Below are 21,863 nucleotides of genomic sequence, written 5' to 3'. Positions count from 1 at the left end.
ACCTCTTTGGTTAGGGTCACTTCAGAGTCGGTGATTAGGGACGTTCCGTGTTGCGTAATGGTGAATTTAACGCGTATTGTGGCATACGGCTCGGATAGGCATGCCTAACCTAGCCAACCGATACGTTTACAGAACCTCGCATAGTCTGGAATCACCGACCCATGAAAAATTCACGTCGCGCCGGAATCATCGCCGCTTCAACTGCCATTTTCGCGCTGAGCCTGTCCGCTTGTGGGGCGTCGAGCACCACCGCGGAGCCATCGACTGATTCTTCGGCACAGGGTGCAGAAGACTTCACTCCGGTCACCATCAAGAACATCTACGGTGAAACCAAGATTGAAGAAGCCCCAGAGCGCGTTGCGACCATCTCGTGGGTCAACGCTGATGTCCTGCTGTCGCTGGACACCGTACCTGTGGGCATGGATGCCGACACCTACGGCATGAACGATAACAACTCCACCACCTGGAAGGACGCGGCTCTTGAAGGGCTGGACGCTTCCATCGGTTCCGAGAATGCCCCAGTGCAGTACAAGGTCGGCGACGACATCGACTACACCGGCATCGCCGCCTCGAAGCCAGATGTCATCTTCGCCCCGTACTCGGGCTTGGCAAAAGAGCAATACGAGAAGCTGCAGAAAATCGCTCCGGTGGTTGGCCCCATCGAGCCTAGCTACCTGACCAGCTGGGAACAGGTCACCGAAGCTGCCGGCCAGATGCTGGGCAAGGAAGAAGAAGCTGACGCCCTGATCGAAGATATCGAAGGCAAGCTGGCCAATGTGGGCGAAGAGAACCCAGTCCTGAAGGACACCACCTTCATCGCCGCTGACCTCTCGGCCCCTGAGACCGCCTACGTCTACTCCGAAGGCGACACCCGTCCACGCTTCCTGAGCGCACTGGGCATGACCCAGGCCGACTACGTGCAGAAGAACGCGGCCAAGGACACCTTCTACTTCACCGTTTCCCCTGAAAAGGTCAACGAGTGGGACTCGGATATCGTCTTCTCCTCGGCCGTTGCAGGCAACACGATGGAAGACATCATCAAGGGACAGCCGCTGTACGGCCAGATCCCAGCAGCGAAGAACGATGCCGTAGCACTGCCGGGCACCGATGAAGCAACCTTGGCAATCTCCTCGGCTTCGCCACTGTCCATTGAATGGGCACTGGAGAACGTCGTTCCCGGTATCGTCAAGGCTGCCGAAAACGCAGCCGCAGCAAAGTAAATTCGGCTAAGGATTCACTGACAGATAGTGCAACTGCGCTTCCAGGGAATGGGTAGCCGCGCCCGCCAGGCGCGCATCGAGGTCGGGGTAGACAAGCTCCAGCAATTCAGCTGGTCGCGCGTCGGCCCCGGCCTTGCCGAGTTTCTGCAAAGCGGCGCGAACTTGATCCAAACGCGCATGCCGATGCTCCAAATACATCCGCAGCAGCGGATGCGAGGAATCGTGCTGCTGGCCATGGGCCGGATGCAAAGCCATATCCTCCAAGTCCAGCAGCCGTTGCAAGGAACCCAGATAATCGGCCAGGGTGCCATCGGGATGTTCCAAGATGGTGGTACCCCGGCCCAGCACCGTATCTCCGGTAAACAGGTGGTCGCTTTGGCCCTGGCGGATGAAGCACACCGAGTCCGAGGTGTGGCCCGGTGTGAAGAGCACCTGGATATCCACCCCGGCAGCGTTGACCACTTCCTGATCGGTGAAGACCGCAGCATCCCGGCAGAACTCAGGCAGCACGGCGCGCACCGGCGCCCCGGTCATCCGGTAGAAGGAATCAATTCCTCCCGTGTGGTCCGAATGCCGGTGGGTAATGAGCACCAATTGGATATCAAAGGCCGCCAAGGCCTGCAAATGGTCTTCAAGATCCGGCCCCGGATCAATGAGCACCGCAGGTGTTCCGGGCGCCAGTTCATCCAAAGCAGGATCGAACAGCAGATAAGAATTAGTCCCGTCCAACGTCATTTCAGAAGGGTTCTGGGCACGCAGCAAGCCGATGCCTGGGGCGATAATGGTGGGCGAGGGAAGAAGAGCCATAGCAATGAGTGTAGGAACCAATGACCGCGACTGAAAGTGTTACGCGCCCAGCACGGCCTGTCAAAGCACCAAAGACCAGCCGGAAGCTCAGTGCTTTTGCGCTGCTCTTCGTGCTGCTGGCCCTCGCGCTCTTCGCATCGTTGCTGCTCGGGGCGCGAAGCGTTTCGCTGGGTACCGTCTTTGATGCGATCTGGGCCTTTGACCCGGACAACGCGGACCAAGGCGTGGTGGCTTCGCGCTTTGCGCGCACCGTTGGCGCCCTGGTGGTGGGCGCTGCCCTGGGCCTGGCCGGCGCCGGATTGCAGGGTCTGACCCGCAACCCGCTGGCCGATACCGGCATCCTCGGGCTGAACGCAGGTTCTTCCATGACAGTGGTGCTGGCGATCGCCTTTTTGGGCGTGAGCTCCTTGACCGGAATCATGATCGCCGCCTTCTTGGGTGCCGCGGTGGTGATGACCTTGGTGTACCTGGTGGCTAATGTGGGCCGCGACGGTGCGACTCCCATCAAGCTGGCCCTGGGCGGTGCCGCCATGGCGGTAGGCGTGGGCGCGATTACCAATGCGATCTTGATGATTTCCGATGCCACCATGGATCGATTCCGCATGTGGCAGATCGGCTCGATCTCCAGCAGCGGCATTGACACCTTCCTCGGTGCCATCCCCGTTGTGGCCATCGGCACGGTAATCGTGCTTTCCACTGCCAAAGTTTCCAACGCCGTCTCCATGGGGGATGACACGGCAGTTGCCCTGGGCTTCAATCTTGGCCGGGCTCGGCTGATTGGTTCCATCGGCGTGGTGATCCTTGCCGGTACGGCCACCGCAGTGGCCGGCCCCATCGCCTTTGTGGGCTTGATGATCCCGCACGCTGTCCGCTTGCTTGTCGGCTCGGACTACCGCTGGCTGATGCCCGCGTGCGTCATCGCCGGACCGATTCTGCTGCTGGTAGCTGATACCGTAGGACGGATCATCGCCCCGCCTGGTGAAATCCAAGTCGGCGTCATGTGCGCCATGCTCGGCGGACCGATCTTCATCATCATGATGCGCAGCGGCATGAAGTCGGTGAGCCTGTGAGTACAAGCGAAATGGCAGCAGCCGAAATGACCCAGCCTAGCAAGACCAAAGACTCGGACAGCTCCGCGCAGGCACCGAAAGCGATCACCGCAGTGCCCCTGGCTTCGCGCCGCAAGAGCCGTACGCGGCGTACCGCGCTGTGGATGATCCTGGCCCTGCTGCTGGCCATCGCGGCCTACCTCTTCTGGGGACGGGACCGGTTGCCGGCCGATGAAGTGCTGCAGGTATTGACCGGGCAAAGCGTTCCGGGCACCAGCTTCATCATCATCGAAGACCGCCTTCCCCGGATAGCCGTAGGCGCCTTGGCCGGTGCCGGCCTGGGCATCTCCGGCTCCCTGTTCCAGCGCTGGCTGGGCAACCCGCTGGCCAGCCCCGATGTGATCGGCGTGGGCTATGGTGCCTCGGCGGCCGCAGTGCTTGCGGTGATCATCCTGGGCTATAACGACTGGAAGCTCAACGCCTTTTCCCTTGCCGGCGGTCTGCTGATCGCCGCCTTGATCTACTGGCTCTCGGCTTCAGGCAAGCGCACCGGTTCCCGGCTGATTCTCGCAGGCCTGGCCATCGGGGCCATGCTGCAGGCGCTGATCCAATACCTGCTCACCCAAGCGCAGGTGAACACCGCCAGCGACGTCATGCACTGGCTGACCGGCTCGCTGTCATCGAGCAACTGGGAGAACGCCCTGCTGCTGCTGGTGTCCCTGGGTGTTATTGGAATTCTGCTGCTGCCGGTGGTGCTGCGCCAGCTGAAGATGCTGGAGCTGGGGGAGGACACCGCAGCCGCCTTGGGCTTGCACGTGGGCTGGGCCCGGGCACTGCTGGTCTTTGCCGCGGTAGCCATGGGTGCCCTGCCGATTGCCGTCACCGGGCCGCTGGCCTTCGTGGCGTTCCTGGCCGGGCCGATTACTGCGGCGCTGACCCGCGGTCCCATCAACATCCTGCTCTCGGGCTTAACCGGGGCAACGCTGGTGATCGTGGCCAATTTCTTTGCTGCGAACCTTTTCGCAGAACTGTCACTGCCGGTGGGAGTCATCACCGGCGCATTCGGCGCACCATTCCTGATCTGGATCCTGGTGCGCGCAAACTCAACTGGAAGCGGTGCATAACCATGGCTACTTTGCAGGCTAGCGATTTGACCTTGGCCTATGACAAGGTCACCATCGTCGACGAGCTGTCACTGGATATCCCCACCGGGCAGGTGAGCATCGTCGTCGGCGCCAACGGCTGCGGCAAGTCCACCTTGCTGCGCGCCTTGTCGCGGCTGCTCAAGCCAGCTGGCGGCCAGGTGCTGCTGGACGGAGCCGATATCCATTCCAGGCCGGCTAAGGAAGTTGCCAAGACCCTGGGCTTGCTGCCGCAGTCGCCCACCGCACCGGATGGCATCACCGCCCGTGAGCTGATCAGCCGTGGCCGCTACCCGCATCAGGGACTGTTCAAGCGTTTCTCCGCCGAGGACGAGGCGGCGGTGAACCGCGCCATGGAGCTGACCGGAACCACCGAGCTGGCCGAACGCTCGGTCGATGAGCTCTCCGGCGGCCAGCGCCAGCGTGTCTGGATCGCCATGGCGCTGGCCCAGGAAACCGATTTGCTGCTACTGGACGAGCCGACCACCTTCTTGGACGTGGCGCACCAGCTTGAAGTGCTCGATGTGGTCAGTGAATTGAACCGCAGCCGCGGAATCACCGTGGTGATCGTGTTGCATGATTTGAACTTGGCGGCGCGCTACGCCGATTACCTGGTGGCCTTGCGCCACGGCAAGATCTACGCCGCCGGACATCCCAATGAAGTGGTCACCGAGAAGACCGTCAAGGATGTTTTCGGCATGCCAAGCCGTGTGATCCCTGACCCGGTGGGCGGCACCCCGCTGGTTCTGCCCATTGGCCGCCACCGCGTGCTGCGCACCGAACAGGTGCTGGCCTCCAAGGGCATCTTCCGTGCCGAGGCCGCACGTAAGAACACCGAATCCGAGCAGGTAGTCGATGTGCAGCAGGCGATCCAGGCCGCCGCCGAACTGGATCCGAACACCATGCGCCCTGCCTATGAGCATGTGCCGACGCTGGCCTTCGAGACTACCGTGGTCAACAGCCAGCAGCTGGCACCATCCTTCCGCCGCGTTACTGTCAGCGGCCAGGATCTGGAGTACTTTGGCACCAACAGCCATCCGCTGGATATGCGCATTAAGTTGCTGTTGCCACCGGCTGGCGGCTCTGCGTTGACCGAAGAAATCGAATCGATGCGTCCGCTGGCGATGACCAGTCCGGCCGAGCAGCAGGGCTGGTACAAGCGCTGGCTATCGATTGATCCAGATACGCGCGGCTACATGCGCACCTACACCGTGCGTGCCTTCCGTGAAGCCGGCCACCGGGACAACATCGGGGCCACCTCCGAACTGGATATCGACTTCGTGATGCACGGCCACATGGTTGACGGGCAGCTTCAGGGCGGTCCGGCCACCGAATTCGGCGACCGCGCCAAGGTGGGCGACCCGCTGTTGCTGCTGGGGCCAAATAAGATGCTCAACGATTCCAGCTACGGCGGTATCGAGTTCCGCCGCGGGGATGCCACTCGCGTGTTGCTGGCTGGCGATGAGACTGCGGCCCCGGCCATTTGCGCGATCCTCGAAGCCCTGCCGTCGAATGTCACCGGCCATGCGCTCATTGAAGTTCCAGAGACCACCGACATCCTCGGTGCGTCCACCCGTTCGGGTGTCTCGGTGCAGTGGCTGACCCGTGGCAGCCACGAGCACGGCGAATTGCTGCTTTCGACGCTGCGCCAGGTCGTGGCCATTCCAGCTGCCGGCGTGGTGCATACCAATGCCGAGCCGGAAGATATCGACGTTGATGCCGACATCCTGTGGGAAACCGGCCAGGCGAACACCGCCCCGTTCTATGCGTGGATTGCTGGTGAGGCCGGCACGGTCAAGGAAATGCGCCGCTATTTGGTGCGCGATGCTGGTGTGGACCGCAAGCAGGTGGCCTTCATGGGCTACTGGCGTCGCGGCAAGACCGAAAACTAGCGGCCTTCGGGCCGAGGGCGGCTTCTAGCTGTCCTTGGCCGGTTGCTTGCAGCCGGCGCGAATTGGGCGTGGGTTCTCCCGGTCCAAGATCCCCAGTAGGCGGGTCAGCTCGGCGCGTTCCTCGGTGCCCAGCTTGTCAAAGTAGCCTTCCATGCTGGAACGGCGCAGTTCGGCCAATTCGCCCAGCTGCGCCCGCCCGGTAGGGCTCAGCGCAATCAAGGTAGCCCGGCGATCGGCAGGATCGGGGGTGCGCACCACCAGTGACTTGGCCTCAAGCTGATCGACTACCTCGGTGGTCGAGCGTGCTGCGATGTGCAGTTGTTCTGCCAGCTGCGAGTTGCGCAGCCCAACTTCGTCGGCGCGGGACAGCAAAGTCAGCACCCGGGACTGGTGCGGCGTGATCCCCAGGGGAATCAAACTGTCTCTCCAGCGCCCGCGAAGCATGCGAGAGGCGTGGAGGAAAAGATCTGCCAAGTCAGGCTTGGACTCGTCGTTCTGCATATGTTCAAGGATAGTGTGTTTCTGCGAACAACTTCAAGATGCGACCACATAGTGAGGTGACCTCTGCTATTCTTGATTTACAAGAATCAGCGAAAGGCGGTGCCTATGAATCCAATGGGTATGCCCGGCGGCGGGCCCGGTTCAGGCCGGAACTCTGCACAAGACAAGCAATGGCTATCCGAACATCCGGTATCCCTGAAGCGTATTGCAGCACTCTTCCGGCCGCATCTGGCCTCGGTCGGCGTGGTGATGGCGCTGATCGTGGCCTCATCGATCATCGGCTTGGCGCAACCGTTTATCGTCCGCGAACTCATTGATGACGCCATTCCCAATAGCAACGTCCGATTGCTGCTCTTAGGCGCCGGGGGATTGGTGCTGATCTCCTTGGTCACCGCGATCCTGGAAGTCATCCAGACCTGGCGGGCAACCTTGATGGGCCAGCGCGTGATGCATGGATTGCGCACCGGTCTGTTCACGCATCTGCAAAAGCAGTCATTAGGATTCTTCACCAACTCGCGCTCCGGAGACGTGCAGTCTCGACTGATCAACGACGTCGGGCAAATGCAGTCGGTGATCACCAATTCGGCAACCAGCATTGCCTCGAATCTCACCACCGTGGTGGCCACCGCCTGCGCCATGGTGGCGATTTCCTGGAAGCTGAGCCTGATCTCATTGGTAGTACTGCCTCCTGCGGTGCTGCTGGCAAAGCAGACGGCAAAACTGCGCCGTGCAGTGACCGGAAAGCGCCAGCGAGAGATGTCCAACCTGACTTCCTTGATCGAAGAGCGGTTGAGTATCTCAGGTGTCCGCTTGGCCAAGATCATGGGCACCGGAAGCGCCGATGCGGCGGCCTTTGAGGATTCCAGCCACAAGCTCATAGACCTGGAAATGAAAAGTGCATTGGCCGGTCGCTGGCGGATGGCAACCATGAGCATCATCTTCGCCGCTATTCCTGCGGTGCTGTACCTTGTCGCTGGCCTGCCGGCCACCGGACAAGGAATGAGCATCGGCACCCTGGTGGCCTTTACCGGGTTGCAAGCCGGCATCTTCCGGCCGGTGATGGGCATGATGCAGATTTCCGTCCAATGGGTTTCTGCCATGGCCCTGTTCAGCCGAGTCTTTGAATATCTCGACACGGACCAGGCGCTGCCTGTCGCGCCGCGGCCGCGCGCCATTGATGCTGAAAACCTGCGTGGTGAAGTGCAGCTGCGCGATGTCAGTTTCCGCTACCCCGAAGCACACCGCGCCACCTTGGACCAATTGGACCTCGTGCTGGAGGCCGGAACCATGACCGCGGTTGTCGGAGCGACCGGGTCGGGTAAATCCACGCTCGGATCACTGCTGCCCCGGCTATTGGATCCCACTAGCGGGCAGGTCTTGCTTGACGGGGTAGACCTGAAGGAATTTGATCCTGAAAGCATCGCCCAGGTGGTCTCCGTGGTCGCCCAAGAAAGTTACCTGCTGCATGCCTCGGTGCGCGAGAACCTCTTGTGGGCCGCGCCGAAGGCAACTGAAGCTGAACTCTGGCAGGCGCTGGAAGCCGCGCAAATTGCGGAGCTGGTTCGCGGTCTGCCGCAGGGGCTGGAGACCCAGGTCGGGCAGCGCGGCCACCGGTTCTCCGGCGGTGAGCAACAGCGTCTGGCCATTGCCCGCACCATGCTGCGCAGGCCCAAGGTCCTGGTTCTGGACGAAGCTACCAGCGCATTGGATACGGTGACCGAAGCGCTAGTCCAGCAAGCGCTGGATGAACTTGCCGTGGGGCGCACTACCTTGCTGATTGCGCACCGCTTGAGTACCGTGATGCGAGCTGATCGCATCGTGGTGCTCGAAGATGGCCGGATTGCCGAATCGGGAACATATGACGAATTGCTCCAGCTAGGTGGACGCTTCGCCCAGCTGGTATCAAGAAACGAACTGGCTCAACGGGCCAGCTAGCACGAGCCGTCTTTCAGACCCTGCTGTTCCAGAGAAGCCAGGATCTTGGGCAGTGCGGATTCCAACGCCGAGCGTTCGGTTTTATTCAGCGAGTCAAAGAAGGCTTCACGCACGAAGCTGACATGCGCAGGCGCGGCTTCCTCCACGGTCGTCCGGCCCTGGGCAGTCAAGGTAATCTGGTGACCACGGCGGTCAGTCTCATCTGCGCAACGGCTGATCAGACCCTTGGACTCCATTCGGCGCAGCAGGTGGGAGAGCCGTGAGCGATCCCAGCGCAGTGCGGTGGCGACATCGGCCGGGCGCAAGCTTGGTTCAGTGCTTTCTGAAAGTACGGCAAGCACGGAATATTCTCCGGATAGCATATTTGAATCGCGCAGCAGCTGGCGATCCATGGCACTTGGAAACTGCCAGAGGAACTCGCGTATGGTCCGCCAGAGTTCCTGCTCAGCATCGGTGAGCCAGCGGGTCTCTTCGCTCTTCATTTTCTTCCTCGCCGTCGGTGCTCCAAGATGGAGCAAGAAATATTGTTGACGCATCAATCATCTCGTGTATAGTTGAATTTTGCAAGAGATAGTGACGTGTCAACTAAAAATTGGTCGCAGGATTTCAAGGAATGCGACCTGCTGGAGAACGCGCCGACTGGCAATGCATAAAGCAGAGCACCTGCAAGGCATCCATTCGGAACTGCAGATCGCCCGCCTACAGATCTCCGGCCTCAGCCCGCTGTTCAAAGGCTAGGCATTTCGATGCGCACATTCGGTTGAAAGTGGAAGGGAGCTGGAAAACAGCTTTCGGCCATTTCCTTACCCGATCAACTGTCATAGTCTCGATGTGAGTGGTTTATGCACGGGACTTCAAAATTCTTTGGAAGGAATGCGATGAGTCAGGAATATTCAACCAAGGGCGCCTACGTCACTGGCGGAGAATTCACCCGAGATACCAACTACATCCAAGACCGCATCGTGGCCGACATCAGCGCCGAGCACTATGGGGACGGGAATTGCCACAGCAAAATCGGACACCCCAATGCCGGGCTATCCGAAGGCGCCCAGCTCTGGCCGGTGGAAGCCGGACGCTACCACCTGGTGGCTGCCCGCGCTTGCCCATGGGCTAACCGCACCCTGATTGTTCGCCGTCTTCTGGGTTTGGAAGATGCGCTGTCCGTTGGCCTGCCCGGGCCAACCCACGACGCCCGCAGCTGGACCTTCGACCTGGATCCAGGAGGCAAGGACCCGGTTTTGGGTACCGAGCGAGTCCAGGAAAACTATTTCAAGCGCTTTGCCGACTACCCGCGCGGCATCACCGTTCCGGCCATCGTAGATATCCCAACGGGAGCTGTGGTCACTAACGACTACCCGCAGATCACCTGGGACATGTCGACGCAGTGGAAGGAATTCCATCGTGAAGGCGCACCGAACCTGATTCCTCAGGACCAGCTCGAAGAGATGCTTCCGCTGATCAAGCGCATCTTCACCGAGGTGAATAACGGGGTCTACCGGGCAGGTTTCGCCGGAGACCAGCAGGCCTACAACGATGCCTATGACCGCCTGTTTGCCGCCTTGGATTACCTCGAAGAGCGGCTGGCGACTCGCCGCTTCCTGATGGGCGACTGCATTACCGAGGCCGACGTCAGGCTGTTCACCACCCTGGTGCGTTTAGACCCGGTCTACCATGGCCATTTCAAGGCCAACCGCAATAAGCTCATCGACATGCCAAACCTCTGGGGCTACGCACGGGACTTGTTCCAAACCCCAGGTTTCGGCGACACCATCGACTTTGAGCAGATCAAGGCCCACTACTACGTGGTCCATGAAGACATCAACCCAACGCAGATCATCCCCAAGGGACCGGAGCTGGACAACTGGCTCGAAGCTGCCGGCCGCGAAGAACTGGCCGACAACGGCCCGTTCCTAGACGGCACGGCACCGGGCGAAGTTCGTGCCGAAGAGCGCGTCCAAAGCGGGCATAACCCGCTATACCCGGCCTAGGCTGCCGAAAACTTCAGTACATCGGCTGCGGGCACCAACATGGAGTTGGTGTCCGCAGTCGTTTGCGTTTATTCGAAATCGAAGCCTCGGGCTTCGCAGGCCTTCTGGAAGGCCTCCAAGTCGGTGATCTTCGGTGCACCGGATTCATCGGTTGCTACCGCAGCGCTGATCTCGGTGGTGGAGGCCGCAGCGCCATGCTCGGCGGCCTTCTTCATGTTCAAGGCACCGGCGCCTTCAGGGCTGATCAAGCCGCCGCCGAAGTGGATGCATGCGGTATGGCCTTCTGGATCCTGCTCGCGCAGCTCATCGATCGAAGGACCAGTGCAGGACGACAGGACCAAAGCTAGTACGGCCAGTAGCGGCAGAATCTTTTTCACCACTCAATCCTAGGCATAGTCCAGTCGATAACCTGTGATTCATCAAGCACACAATGGATGACGACATGACCGGGGGCATGAAAGCATGCGTGGCCATCGACATGGCAGGATTAAACTATGACGATCATTGCAGCTGCGGATGGATCAGCCCTAGGAAATCCCGGACCAGCCGGATGGGCTTGGTACGTGGATCAGGACAACTGGGCCGCAGGCGGGTGGGACCATGGCACCAACAACATGGGCGAACTCCAAGCGGTGCTCGAACTCTTCCGCGCCACCGAACACCTGCCGGAAGAAGAACTGAGGATCCTGTGCGATTCGCAGTATGCGATCAACTGCATCAGCAAATGGATGCCGGGATGGAAGAAAAAGGGCTGGAAAAAGGCCGACGGCAAGCCGGTACTGAACCAGGACATCCTCAAGGAACTTGACCAGGCTATCGCCGGACGCAAATACACCTTTGAATGGGTCAAGGGCCATGCCGGCCATGACCTGAACGAAGCTGCCGATGATCGCGCACGCGCAGCTGCCACCGCGCACCAGAAAGGCACCGCGGTCGAGTCCGGCCCGGGATACACCGCCGCTGGTGGTGCAGCTGCTTCCAGTGCGCCGGCCGCGGCTGAAGCAGTGGCCGCACCCGAGGCAGAACCTGTCCCCGCACCTGAACCCGCCGTGGACCTTGCCGCCACCGTCTACGAGCTGGAACAAGGCTTCTTGGACCCGCAGATCCGTTCCAGCTTCGCGGAACTCAACGACTTCCTGCATCCCGGTTACCAAGAAGTGACCCGCCACGGCGGGCTGCTGGATGTGGCCACGGTCCGTGCCATGCTGGAATCCGGAGCGAGCCTGCCCGGCACCGGACAAGTCCAGGTCCTCGCCGCTCGTGAAGTGGACGCGCAGATGGTGCTGCTGGCCTATCGGATGAAACCGGCCGATGCTCCGGTGCTTGTGGTTTCGTCGTGGTGGCAGCGCACCGATGGCGGTCTCAAGCTCCGTTTCCGCCAAGAAACCGTCGAGCAAAACTCCTAAGAACGGCTGTTAACGCAGTGAGGCCCGCCAATTGGCGGGCCTCACTGCGTTAACAGCCGGGGATCAGTACTGACCAGGACGGGTCTCGATGACACCCTTCTTGTAGTTGATCCGGTTGATCAACCAGGTCACTGCCCACAGGGCTACGCCGATGACCAGCAGCAGGCCGGCAATCTCATACTGGATCCAGTCTTCGCGGGAACGGGCCCATGGGCCTGCAAGGAACAGGCAGAAGCCCACGCCGAGGATCGGGATGATCGTTGGCGTGCGGAACGCACCAGGTTCAGGCTTGTCGCGGCGGAGCACCAGCAGGGCCACATTGACTACCGCGAAAACGCAGAGCAGCAGCAGCGCAGTAGTGCCGCCCAGCGAACCGACAATGCTGTTCTCCTTGTCCAGATTCACATAAGCCACCAGTGCCACGGCCAGAACGGTGCTGAACAAGATCGCTGCCCATGGGGAACGACGAGTCGAGTGCACCTTGCCCAGGAATTGCGGCAGCACGCCCTGGCGGGCCATGCCGTACAGCAGGCGGCTGGCCATGAGCATGTTCATTAGCGCGGTGTTGACCACTGCGAAGACGGTCAAGAATGGGAAGATCGCGTCAACTGGCAAGCCGGGCAGGCCAATGCGCACCACATCCAGCAGGATGCCGGCATCAGGGTTCTTCGGGTTCAGCAGGTCACCGGTCGGGATGACCATGATCACGGTGACTGCCACCAGCATGTAGATCGCTGCGCAGATGCCCAAGCCGATGAGCATGATCCTCGGGAAAGTTTTCTTGGGATCCTTGGTTTCTTCCACCAGGTTCACCGAGTCTTCGAAGCCCACCATGGCGAAGAAGGCAATGGCGGTACCCATGGTCACTGCGGCGAAGATGCTGCGGTCGTTCGGGGTTTCGAAGACCACCAGACGGGAAATATCTCCGTGGCCGGAGGCGATGACAGACAGTCCGATACCGATAATCGCAGCCATGATGGCCAGCGAAACAATGGTCAGCACGAGGTTGAACTTCACGCTCTCGCCCACGCCGCGGAAGTTGATGATCGCAAGAATCACGATGATGGCGATCGCTGCCCACATGCCGGCCTCGGGAGTGTTCGGCACGCCCTCAACAAATTGGCCGATGCCAATCAGCAGGTTCCGCCCCACCAAGGTGGCTGAGGTCGCGGCACTGGTAATACCCGAACAGGCGACGGTGAAGGCCACCAGGAACGTCACGAAGTGGATGCCGAAAGCCTTGTGGATGTACAGGGCGGCACCGGCAGCGTGCGGGTATTTGGTGACCAGTTCGAGGTAGCTGAAAGCGGTAAGGGTCGCGATCGTGAAAGCGATCAGGAACGGCAACCATGCGGCCCCACCAACCTGGCCGGCAACTTTGCCGGTGATGGCGAAAATGCCGGCACCGATGATATCGCCCATGATGAGGAATAGCAGCAGTTTCGGGCCAATCACCCTGTGGAGTTCTGTTTCTTTGCCGTCGGTTACTGCCGTTTCACTGTTCACAGTCATGCGATCGAGATCATCTCCTTCAATTTTGTAGGCAAACATTACAACTTTAGGGTCAGCGATTGAACTGGGCAAACCAGGCTCCGGGCTGGCTCACAGATGCGTGGGATGAGCGGTCACCTGCCGTCGATGAGTGGGGGGAAGAGCGCTGATTGTGTGAGCTGACGTACCTGTGCGCTTAGTATCGAATCAGCGTGTAGAACCCTGAGCGAATACGATCAAAGCGACTAGGGGTAGTTGAAGAGAGACAAGCACTTTAAGGATTTTGATGCAATCGGTGATCACTGAAGATTTCGCGCCCTTGGCACAGGCCCTGGAAGCACGAGCCGCTGAAGAAGAGAATTATTCGGCGCAGCTGGCCATTTACCACCGCGGTGAACTGGTGCTCAGCCACAGCGTAGGCGAGCACCTGGCCGGGGATGCGCTGACCTGCGTCTTCTCCTGCACCAAGGGATTGAGCGCGCTCGTCGTGGCGCTGCTGGTGCAAGACGGCCTGATCGAACCGAAGGCCTCGATGGCCACCTACTGGCCGGAATTCGCCGCCAACGGCAAGGGCCAGCTCACCGTCGGTGAAGTGCTCAGCCACCAGGCCGGAGTCTTGGGCGTGCCCGGGGGAGTGCCAAGCAAGATCCTGCTGAACTCCGCCGAATACGCCAAGGTCCTGGCTTCCATGCCAAGCATCTGGCCCTTGGGCCAGAACATCGTGGGCTATCACGCCATCACCATGGGCGTGCTCATGGAAGAACTGGTGCGACGGGTCACCGGCAAGGAACTGAAGGAAGTCTTCGAAGAGCGCATTCGCAAGCCGCTGGGTGCCGACGCCTATATCGGCCAGGACCCAGCGCTGGAATCGCGCTACCGCGACGTGCTGACGGCAGCGGAAGAACGCCCGGAATTCTTCGACCCGTTCTCCCCGGCTGGCCTCGCAGTGAACTCGGCTTCCGGCTTCGCACTGGAATCCGGTCCGGTCTACAACTGGCACGAACTGGCCAACTCTCCGCAGGTGCGCCAGCTGGGACCGGCATCCATGGGTGCGGTAGCCAATGCCCAGTCGCTGGCCGCCATCTACGCGGCCTCCTTCGGGGCAGTACCTCAGCTGGGCGTGAGCAAGGGATTGCTCTCCGAGGACACCTGGTCCCAGGTTTCCACCGAATTGGTCTACGGGCATGACCGGACCAGCGGCCTGCTGCAGGCCTTCGCGCTGGGGTTCATGAAGGCCACCGCCCGGAACAACTACGGATCGATCTTCGCCTACGGCCATGATGGTGCGAACTCCTCGCTGGCCTTTGCCGACCCGGCCTACCAGCTGGGATTCGGCTACATCCCATCGCGCAATGAAGGCCTGAAGGAAACTTCCACGGGAGTGAAGCTCAGCCAGCTGGCCCGCCAGCTGATCATGCAGAAGAACATGAAGGCCTAGGCTGCAGGCAGCAACGCGTAGCCCGGATACCGAGTAGAAACCAAGCAGGAGTGAAGTGAAGAAGTTTGTGGCACTAGGTGACTCGTTCACCGAGGGCGTTGGCGACGTTGATTCAACCCGACCTAATCAGATGCGCGGCTGGGCAGACCGGGTCGCCGAGGTGCTCTGCGCCGAAGGGGATTGGGAATATGCCAACCTGGCGGTGCGCGGCAAGAAAATTGGCCAGGTGATCAACCAGCAGCTGGACCAGGCGCTGGCACTGTCCCCGGATCTGGTCACCATTTACGCCGGAGGCAATGACATCCTGCGCCCCAAGGCAGACCTGGATGCGCTGATGCGCGGCTATGAAGGCATGGTGCGCCGATTCGCCGAAGCAGGGAGCAAGATCGTGCTGTTCACCGGTTTCGACACCGTGGAATCGCCATTGTTCTCCAAGACCCGTCCGCGCACTGCCATCTACAACGAGAAGGTCCGTGAAATCGCGGATCAGCACGGGGCGGTCATCGCTGACTACTGGCGTTGGCGCGAGTTCTCGGATATCCGCTACTGGGCGGTTGACCGGCTGCACATGAACGAGCTGGGCCATGCGCTGATGGCCGCCAAGGTTCTCGAGGTCCTCGGCACCCAGGGCATTACCGATGAAAACTGGTCTTCGAAGATCCAGCAGCCTTCCTTGCCGGACTTTGCGGTGAACTCCCGAGGCGAGAAGCTGAGGCAGGAATTGGGCTGGGCCAAAGAACATTTAGCTCCGTGGGTCAAGCGCCGTTTAACCGGTACGTCTTCGGGTGATTCCTTGTCAGCGAAATATCCTGATTACATCCGATTAACCGTCGACGCAAACTAAATACATTTATGACTTTTCCTGGCGCTGCTCCTGTTTGACCTTCGGAGCGGGGCAGGTAACATGGTTGTGTCCTGCAGGTCTCCGACCCGCAGCACACGCCACAGACGGATGGCGGGAGAGTCCCGTTCACACCATGGACGGGCGCCGTAGGAGCAATTCCTCCCCAGGAAACTCTCAGGCACCCGTACCGCCATCACGAGGCAACTCTGGAAAGAAACCGGCCCGTTCCGGTTCACCGAAGGTGCAAGTGTCCGGCTTAGTTTGCTGGATGCGTAAAACTCTCAGGTTATGCAACAGGGATGGGGAGGTAAAAAGACCTTCCTTTGGCATGCGCCAAGACAGATCCCATGGAGATACCAGCACCATGACCATCACGCAGACTTCGGCACCTTCGAATACTGAATTTGTTGCCCGCCACATCGGCCCGCGTCCATCGGACGTAACCACCATGCTTCAGACTCTGGGCTATGACAGCCTCGAAGCGCTGATCGATACTGCCGTTCCGGCTGACATCCGCCAGGAATCCGCACTGGATATCCCCAATGCCCTGAGTGAAACCGAAGCACTGGCCCACCTGCGTGCGCTTGCCTCGAAGAACGTCATAAAGACCCAGATGATCGGTCAGGGCTTCTACGACACCATCACCCCAGCGGTTATCCGTCGCAACATCGTGGAAAACCCAGCCTGGTACACCGCATACACCCCGTACCAGCCAGAAATCTCCCAGGGCCGCCTTGAAGCCCTGCTGAACTTCCAGACCATGGTCATGGACCTGACCGGCTTGCCAATCGCCAACGCCTCGCTGCTGGATGAATCCTCCGCCGCAGCCGAAGCCGTGCTGATGATGCGACGCGCCAACAAGAAGAAGTCCAAGGGCAAGACCGTCTTGGACTCCAACATCTTCCCGCAGACCCTGAAGGTCGTGCAGGGCCGTGCCGACGCGCTGGGCTTCGAAGTTGAAATCGCCGACCTCTCCGCAGGCCTGCCAGAAGGCGACATCTCCGGTGTCGTGCTGCAGCAGCCAGGCAACAACGGCTCGATCGCCGACCACGCTGCGATCATCGCAGCGGCCAAGGAATCCGGCGCCATGGTCACCGTCATCGCCGACCTGTTGGCTCTGACCATGATCACCCCTCCGGGTGAGCAGGGTGCAGATATCGCCGTGGGCAACACCCAGCGCTTCGGCGTGCCGCTGTTCTTCGGCGGTCCGCACGCAGCCTACATGGCAGTAGCTGATGGCCTGACCCGCTCCATGCCAGGACGCCTGGTGGGCGTTTCGGTGGACGATGCCGGAGTCCCTGCCTACCGTCTGGCACTGCAGACCCGCGAACAGCACATCCGCCGCGAAAAGGCGACCTCCAACATCTGCACCGCACAGGCCCTGCTGGCCATCTGCGCATCGATGTACGCGGTCTACCACGGCCCAGCCGGCCTGAAGCAGATCGCAACCCGCGCCCATAACCACGCTCGCGTGATCGCCAGCTCGCTGGTAGCCGCCGGCTTCACCCTGGCTTCGGATTCCTTCTTCGACACCGTTGTGGTGAACGTGGAGAACGCCGACGTCATTGTCGCAAAGGCCATCGAGTCGGGCATCAACCTGCGCAAGGTCAACGACACCCAGGTGGGCATCTCCACCGATGAGGCCACCACCAGCGCCATCGTCAAGTCCCTGCTTGAGGTCTTCGGCGCGCAGCTCTCGGCTCCTGAAGGATTCGAGATCCCTGCCGGCCAGGTCCGCACCAGCGACTACATGACCCACCCGATCTTCAACACCATTTCCTCGGAAACCCAGATGATGCGCTACCTGCGCCGCCTCTCGGACCGCGACCTGGCGTTGGACCGCACCATGATCCCACTGGGCTCGTGCACCATGAAGCTGAACTCGGCTGCCGAGATGGAATCCATCACCTGGCCTGAATTCGCTTCGATCCACCCTTACGCACCTGCAGCGCAGACCGAGGGCTGGCGCGAGCTGATCACCGACCTGGAAGGCCGCCTGACCGCCATCACCGGCTACGCCGGCGTTTCGATTCAGCCAAACGCGGGCTCGCAGGGCGAGTACGCAGGCCTGCTGGCCATCTCGGATTACCACCGTTCGCGCGGCGAAGGCCAGCGCGATTTGTGCCTGATCCCGGCTTCGGCCCACGGCACCAACGCCGCTTCGGCAGTACTTGCCGGCATGCGCGTGGTTGTTGTGAAGACTGCTGCCGATGGCACCATTGACGCCAATGACCTGGAAGCCAAGATCGAGGCCAACAAGGACGTCCTTGCGGCCATCATGATCACCTACCCATCCACCCACGGCGTCTACGATGCCGATGTGCGCGAGGTCTGCGACAAGGTCCACGCTGCCGGCGGACAGGTATACATCGACGGCGCGAACATGAACGCCATGGTCGGACTGGCCCAGCCAGGCAAGTTCGGTGGCGACGTATCGCACCTGAACCTGCACAAGACCTTCTGCATCCCGCACGGCGGCGGCGGCCCGGGCGTTGGCCCGATCGGCGTCGGCGAGCACCTGCTGCCATTCCTGCCAGGCGATGCCTCGGGCACCTACACCGAGCGTGACGGCGTGCCAGTTGTGGCTACCGCCTTCGGCTCGGCCGGCGTCCTGCCGATCTCTTGGGCCTACATCGCGATGATGGGCGGGGACGGGCTGACCGAAGCCACCAAGCATGCGATTCTGAACGCCAACTACATCGCCAAGCGCCTGAACGAGCACTTCCCGATCCTGTTCACCGGCAATAAGGGCCTGGTAGCCCACGAGTGCATCCTGGATCTGCGCGAACTGACCGCCAAGACCGGGGTCACCGCTGAGGATGTCGCCAAGCGCCTGATCGACTTCGGCTTCCACGCACCAACCCTGTCCTTCCCGGTAGCAGGTACCTTGATGGTCGAGCCGACCGAATCCGAGGACCTGGGCGAGATCGAGCGCTTCATCGAAGCGATGATCACCATCCGCCAGGAAATGGACGAGGTCCTCTCCGGTGCCTACAGCATCGAAGAATCCCCATTGCGCAACGCACCGCACACGGTTTCCGCAGTGGTCAACAGCAGCTGGGACCGCAAGTACTCCGTCGAGCAGGCTGCCTTCCCGGTACCAGCGTTGAAGTTCGACAAGTACTTCCCAACCGTGGGCCGCATCGACGGCGCCGGTGGCGATCGCAACCTGATCTGCTCCTGCCCGGCTCCTGAAGCCTTCGAAGACTAAGGAAGAGTTAGAGATGACTGAGACTACCCAAGCACTCAAGCACACCGCACTGCACGCGCAGCACGAAGAGCTCGGCGCCAACTTCACCGACTTCGGCGGCTGGGACATGCCACTGAAGTACGGTTCGGAACTGGCCGAGCACAAGGCAGTACGCTCCACCGCCGGCCTGTTCGACCTCTCGCACATGGGCGAGGTCTACCTGACCGGTCCAGAAGCTGGCAAGGCGCTGAACACCGCGCTGGCAGGCAACCTGAACGTGATGAAGGTCGGCAAGGCTAAGTACTCGCTGATCCTGAACGCCGAAGGCAAGATCATTGATGATCTGATCGTCTACCGTCTCGAAGAGGAAAAGTTCCTCGTGGTTCCAAACGCCGGCAACGCTCCAGTGGTTGCAGCCGAACTGGCTGCCCGCGCCGCTGGCTTCGACGTGGTCGTTGACGACGCCTCGGATCGCCAGTCGCTGATCGCAGTCCAGGGACCAAACGCTGAAGCGATCCTGAAGAACCTATCTGCCGACGAAGCCACCGTCCAGGCCGTGACCGAGCTGAAATATTACGCAGCTGTGAACGTAGTGCTTGGCGGCATCAACGTGCTGCTGGCCCGCACCGGCTACACCGGCGAAGACGGCTTCGAGCTGATCATCGAAAACGAAGATGCAGCAGCCATGTGGGAGAAGACCGTTGAAGCCGGCAAGGACCACGAGCTGGTTCCTTGCGGCCTGGCTTCCCGCGACTCGCTGCGCCTGGAAGCGGGCATGCCGCTGTACGGCAACGAGCTCTCACTGGAACGCACCCCGTTCGATGCGGGCTTCGGCCCGGTTGTCTCCTTCAAGAAGGAAGAGAACTTCGTCGGACGAGAGGCACTTGAAGCCCTGCGCGGTGCCACCCCGGCGCGCAAGCTAGTTGGCCTCAAGGGTCTGGGCAAGCGCGCTGGACGCGGAGGTTACGCGATTGTTAAAGATGGCGCGACCATTGGTGAAATCACCTCCGGCCAGCCATCGCCAACCCTGGGCTACCCAGTAGCACTGGGTTATGTCGATGCCGAATTCGGTGAAGTTGGTACCGAGCTAGAAGTAGATCTTCGTGGTAAGACTTTGCCTTTTGTCGTCGTCGAACTGCCGTTCTACACCCGAGCCAAGTAACGTTAAACATCAGTAGGGCCAAGCTGAAGGCCCGCTAAATTCCCTTGGGAGAGGAAATACCGTGAGTAAAGTTCTTTCGTCATTGCGCTACTCGGCTGAGCACGAGTGGATCGATGCAGCATCGCCAGCAAAGGTCGGCATCACCCAGGTTGCCGCAGACGCCCTGGGCGACGTGGTCTACGTAGACCTGCCAGAGGTTGGCGACACCGTAACCGCAGGCGAGACCTGTGGCGAAGTTGAATCGACCAAGTCGGTTTCCGACCTGTACTCGCCCGTGACCGGCACCATTGTTGCCATCAACGACGAGGCAGTAGATAACCCAGCCATCCTGAACGAAGACCCATACGGCGCCGGCTGGCTGTTCACCGTTGAGGTCGCCGAAGAAGGACCGCTGCTCTCGGCAGCCGACTACGCTAGCACGAACGGTGGAAACGTCGAGTAATGAGCAACCAGACTTTTGAATCCGTTGCAGCAGCATCGCTGACTCAGTCGCTGGCTTCGCTGGACCCGGAGGTGGCGCAGCGTATCGACGCTGAGCTGGCTCGCCAGCAGCGCGGTCTGGAAATGATCGCGTCGGAGAACCACACCGCGCAGGCAGTGATGCAGGCGCAGGGTTCGGTACTGACCAACAAGTACGCCGAAGGCTACCCGGGCCGCCGTTACTACGGCGGGTGCGAAGAGGTTGACGTGATTGAGACGTTGGCTATCGAGCGCATCAAGGAATTGTTCGGTGCGAAGTTCGCTAATGTGCAGCCTCACTCCGGTGCTCAGGCTAATGCGTCGGTGTACCACGCTCTGGTCCGCCCGGGCGATACCGTGCTGGGTTTGAACCTGGCTCATGGTGGTCACTTGACCCATGGCATGAAGCTGAACTTCTCGGGCCGCTTGTTCAACATCGTTCCTTACGGTGTGGACGAGGAAACTTATGAAGTGGACATGGACGAGGTGGAGCGCCTTGCTGTGGAGAAGCAGCCGAAGATGATTGTTGCTGGCTGGTCGGCGTACCCACGCCAGTTGGACTTCAAGCGTTTCCGCGAGATTGCTGACAAGGTCGGCGCGTACTTGTTCGTGGATATGGCTCACTTCGCTGGCTTGGTGGCTGCAGGGTTGCATCCGTCGCCGGTGCCTCATGCGCATGTGGTGACGTCGACTACGCATAAGACTCTTGCTGGTCCTCGTGGCGGCATTATCCTCTCGAATGATGCTGAGATTGCGAAGAAGCTGAATTCTGCGGTGTTCCCTGGTCAGCAGGGTGGTCCGTTGGAGCATGTGATTGCTGGCAAGGCTGTGGCTTTCAAGATTGCTGCATCCCAGGAGTTCAAGGAGCGCCAGGCGCGTACTTTGGCTGGGGCGAAGATTCTTGCTGAGCGTTTGACCCGGGCTGATGTGTCGGCTCAGGGCATTAGCGTTCTGACTGGTGGCACTGATGTGCATTTGGTGTTGGTTGATCTGCGTGAGTCGGAGCTTGATGGGCAGCAGGCTGAGGATTTGTTGGCTCAGGTGGAGATTACGGTGAACCGTAATTCGGTGCCGTTTGATCCTCGTCCGCCGATGGTGACTTCGGGTTTGCGTATTGGTACTCCTGCGTTGGCTACTCGTGGTTTCTCTGAGGCTGCGTTTGCTGAGGTTGCGGAGATCATTGCGCAGACGTTGATCGCCGGCGCAGAAGGCAACACTGCTGCGCTGCCAGAGCTGAAAGAACGTGTTCTGAAGCTCGCCGAGGCTCACCCGCTGTACCCGGAGCTGGCTAAGGTTTCCGAGTAACATCACCTCGTGAAGATGTGGGCCCGGAAAGTGG

At 60.5% G+C, this 21,863-nt stretch carries 18 protein-coding genes and 1 riboswitch; of the genes, 13 read left to right on the top strand and 5 right to left on the bottom strand.

The window, feature by feature from the left end; all coding sequences use genetic code 11:
- Nucleotides 1–161: 161 nt before the first annotated feature.
- Nucleotides 162–1,220 (top strand): ABC transporter substrate-binding protein, encoded by a 1,059-nt coding sequence (locus AARI_RS14160; protein ID WP_013349966.1) that lies wholly within the window; start codon nucleotides 162–164, stop codon nucleotides 1,218–1,220.
- A gap of 6 nt (nucleotides 1,221–1,226) precedes the next feature.
- Here AARI_RS14160 and AARI_RS14155 read toward each other — a convergent pair whose 3' ends face one another.
- Nucleotides 1,227–2,027 carry an MBL fold metallo-hydrolase gene (locus AARI_RS14155; RefSeq protein WP_013349965.1) on the bottom strand — a complete coding sequence of 267 codons (801 nt, stop codon included), beginning with the start codon at nucleotides 2,025–2,027 and terminating at the stop codon, nucleotides 1,227–1,229.
- A 20-nt stretch (nucleotides 2,028–2,047) separates the two neighbouring features.
- Here AARI_RS14155 and AARI_RS14150 point away from each other — a divergent pair, with 20 nt between their 5' ends.
- The 3 genes from AARI_RS14150 to AARI_RS14140 are packed head-to-tail and all read left to right on the top strand — an operon-like array spanning nucleotide 2,048 to nucleotide 6,110.
- Nucleotides 2,048–3,097: a FecCD family ABC transporter permease gene (locus AARI_RS14150; RefSeq protein ID WP_013349964.1), complete on the top strand. Its 1,050-nt coding sequence runs from the start codon at nucleotides 2,048–2,050 to the stop codon at nucleotides 3,095–3,097.
- 26 nt (nucleotides 3,098–3,123) lie between these two features.
- On the top strand, nucleotides 3,124–4,200 hold the full coding sequence (locus tag AARI_RS14145; protein ID WP_157867159.1) for a FecCD family ABC transporter permease: 1,077 nt from the start codon (nucleotides 3,124–3,126) through the stop codon (nucleotides 4,198–4,200).
- A gap of 2 nt (nucleotides 4,201–4,202) precedes the next feature.
- Nucleotides 4,203–6,110, top strand: a complete 1,908-nt coding sequence (locus AARI_RS14140; protein ID WP_013349962.1) for an SIP domain-containing protein — start codon at nucleotides 4,203–4,205, stop codon at nucleotides 6,108–6,110.
- Nucleotides 6,111–6,134: 24 nt separating this feature from the next.
- Here AARI_RS14140 and AARI_RS14135 read toward each other — a convergent pair whose 3' ends face one another.
- On the bottom strand, nucleotides 6,135–6,527 hold the full coding sequence (locus AARI_RS14135) for a MarR family winged helix-turn-helix transcriptional regulator (RefSeq protein ID WP_226910850.1): 393 nt from the start codon (nucleotides 6,525–6,527) through the stop codon (nucleotides 6,135–6,137).
- A gap of 189 nt (nucleotides 6,528–6,716) precedes the next feature.
- On the opposite strand from AARI_RS14135, the gene AARI_RS14130 reads away from it, so the two are divergent.
- Nucleotides 6,717–8,546 carry an ABC transporter ATP-binding protein gene (locus AARI_RS14130; protein WP_013349960.1) on the top strand — a complete coding sequence of 610 codons (1,830 nt, stop codon included), beginning with the start codon at nucleotides 6,717–6,719 and terminating at the stop codon, nucleotides 8,544–8,546.
- Here AARI_RS14130 and AARI_RS14125 read toward each other — a convergent pair.
- Nucleotides 8,543–9,028, bottom strand: coding sequence for a MarR family winged helix-turn-helix transcriptional regulator (locus AARI_RS14125; RefSeq protein WP_013349959.1), 486 nt, complete (start codon nucleotides 9,026–9,028; stop codon nucleotides 8,543–8,545). The two genes, AARI_RS14130 and AARI_RS14125, sit on opposite strands and share 4 nt — an antisense overlap.
- 396 nt (nucleotides 9,029–9,424) lie before the next feature.
- On the opposite strand from AARI_RS14125, the gene AARI_RS14120 reads away from it, so the two are divergent.
- Nucleotides 9,425–10,534 carry a glutathione S-transferase C-terminal domain-containing protein gene (locus AARI_RS14120; RefSeq protein ID WP_013349957.1) on the top strand — a complete coding sequence of 370 codons (1,110 nt, stop codon included), beginning with the start codon at nucleotides 9,425–9,427 and terminating at the stop codon, nucleotides 10,532–10,534.
- A gap of 68 nt (nucleotides 10,535–10,602) precedes the next feature.
- On the opposite strand, the gene AARI_RS14115 is transcribed toward AARI_RS14120, so the two are convergent.
- Nucleotides 10,603–10,911, bottom strand: coding sequence for a hypothetical protein (locus AARI_RS14115; protein ID WP_013349956.1), 309 nt, complete (start codon nucleotides 10,909–10,911; stop codon nucleotides 10,603–10,605).
- A gap of 117 nt (nucleotides 10,912–11,028) precedes the next feature.
- On the opposite strand from AARI_RS14115, the gene AARI_RS14110 reads away from it, so the two are divergent.
- On the top strand, nucleotides 11,029–11,940 hold the full coding sequence (locus AARI_RS14110; protein ID WP_013349955.1) for an RNase H family protein: 912 nt from the start codon (nucleotides 11,029–11,031) through the stop codon (nucleotides 11,938–11,940).
- Between the two features lie 63 nt (nucleotides 11,941–12,003).
- Here the strand turns inward: AARI_RS14110 and AARI_RS14105 are convergent, their stop codons facing one another.
- On the bottom strand, nucleotides 12,004–13,452 hold the full coding sequence (locus AARI_RS14105; RefSeq protein WP_041650050.1) for an APC family permease: 1,449 nt from the start codon (nucleotides 13,450–13,452) through the stop codon (nucleotides 12,004–12,006).
- Nucleotides 13,453–13,726: 274 nt separating this feature from the next.
- Between AARI_RS14105 and AARI_RS14100 the strand changes: the two genes are divergently transcribed.
- From AARI_RS14100 to glyA, 6 genes are all read left to right on the top strand, one after another.
- Nucleotides 13,727–14,869 (top strand): serine hydrolase domain-containing protein, encoded by a 1,143-nt coding sequence (locus AARI_RS14100; RefSeq protein WP_157867158.1) that lies wholly within the window; start codon nucleotides 13,727–13,729, stop codon nucleotides 14,867–14,869.
- Nucleotides 14,870–14,924: 55 nt separating this feature from the next.
- Nucleotides 14,925–15,713, top strand: a complete 789-nt coding sequence (locus tag AARI_RS14095) for an SGNH/GDSL hydrolase family protein (protein WP_041648980.1) — start codon at nucleotides 14,925–14,927, stop codon at nucleotides 15,711–15,713.
- A 102-nt stretch (nucleotides 15,714–15,815) separates the two neighbouring features.
- A riboswitch (glycine riboswitch) is annotated at nucleotides 15,816–15,913 on the top strand.
- 164 nt (nucleotides 15,914–16,077) lie between these two features.
- A complete protein-coding gene (gene gcvP / locus AARI_RS14090) occupies nucleotides 16,078–18,924 on the top strand; it encodes an aminomethyl-transferring glycine dehydrogenase (RefSeq protein WP_013349951.1) in 2,847 nt (948 codons plus the stop codon).
- A 13-nt stretch (nucleotides 18,925–18,937) separates the two neighbouring features.
- Complete coding sequence (gene gcvT / locus AARI_RS14085) at nucleotides 18,938–20,065, top strand: glycine cleavage system aminomethyltransferase GcvT (RefSeq protein ID WP_013349950.1); 1,128 nt, start codon at nucleotides 18,938–18,940, stop codon at nucleotides 20,063–20,065.
- Between the two features lie 61 nt (nucleotides 20,066–20,126).
- Entirely contained in the window at nucleotides 20,127–20,507 is a 381-nt protein-coding gene (gene gcvH, locus AARI_RS14080; protein WP_013349949.1) for a glycine cleavage system protein GcvH, read from the top strand.
- Nucleotides 20,507–21,829 carry a serine hydroxymethyltransferase gene (gene glyA, locus AARI_RS14075; protein ID WP_013349948.1) on the top strand — a complete coding sequence of 441 codons (1,323 nt, stop codon included), beginning with the start codon at nucleotides 20,507–20,509 and terminating at the stop codon, nucleotides 21,827–21,829. Before gcvH ends, glyA begins: the two co-directional genes overlap by 1 nt.
- Nucleotides 21,830–21,863 lie beyond the last annotated feature (34 nt).

This window comes from Glutamicibacter arilaitensis Re117 (assembly GCF_000197735.1).
Taxonomy (GTDB): domain Bacteria; phylum Actinomycetota; class Actinomycetes; order Actinomycetales; family Micrococcaceae; genus Glutamicibacter; species Glutamicibacter arilaitensis.
Note: the sequence above shows the minus strand (reverse complement) of the source record. Positions and strands in the feature narration are given on the sequence as shown.

Bases quoted from the DNA above. Each gene is read 5' to 3' on its own strand.
- AARI_RS14130 (WP_013349960.1), top strand. From the start codon at position 6,717: ATGAATCCAATGGGTATGCCCGGCGGCGGGCCCGGTTCAGGCCGGAAC.
- AARI_RS14105 (WP_041650050.1), bottom strand. From the start codon at position 13,452: ATGACTGTGAACAGTGAAACGGCAGTAACCGACGGCAAAGAAACAGAA.
- AARI_RS14145 (WP_157867159.1), top strand. From the start codon at position 3,124: ATGACCCAGCCTAGCAAGACCAAAGACTCGGACAGCTCCGCGCAGGCA.
- AARI_RS14140 (WP_013349962.1), top strand. From the start codon at position 4,203: ATGGCTACTTTGCAGGCTAGCGATTTGACCTTGGCCTATGACAAGGTC.
- AARI_RS14125 (WP_013349959.1), bottom strand. From the start codon at position 9,028: ATGAAGAGCGAAGAGACCCGCTGGCTCACCGATGCTGAGCAGGAACTC.
- AARI_RS14150 (WP_013349964.1), top strand. From the start codon at position 2,048: ATGACCGCGACTGAAAGTGTTACGCGCCCAGCACGGCCTGTCAAAGCA.
- AARI_RS14155 (WP_013349965.1), bottom strand. From the start codon at position 2,027: ATGGCTCTTCTTCCCTCGCCCACCATTATCGCCCCAGGCATCGGCTTG.
- AARI_RS14160 (WP_013349966.1), top strand. From the start codon at position 162: ATGAAAAATTCACGTCGCGCCGGAATCATCGCCGCTTCAACTGCCATT.
- glyA (WP_013349948.1), top strand. From the start codon at position 20,507: ATGAGCAACCAGACTTTTGAATCCGTTGCAGCAGCATCGCTGACTCAG.
- gcvP (WP_013349951.1), top strand. From the start codon at position 16,078: ATGACCATCACGCAGACTTCGGCACCTTCGAATACTGAATTTGTTGCC.
- gcvT (WP_013349950.1), top strand. From the start codon at position 18,938: ATGACTGAGACTACCCAAGCACTCAAGCACACCGCACTGCACGCGCAG.
- AARI_RS14110 (WP_013349955.1), top strand. From the start codon at position 11,029: ATGACGATCATTGCAGCTGCGGATGGATCAGCCCTAGGAAATCCCGGA.
- AARI_RS14120 (WP_013349957.1), top strand. From the start codon at position 9,425: ATGAGTCAGGAATATTCAACCAAGGGCGCCTACGTCACTGGCGGAGAA.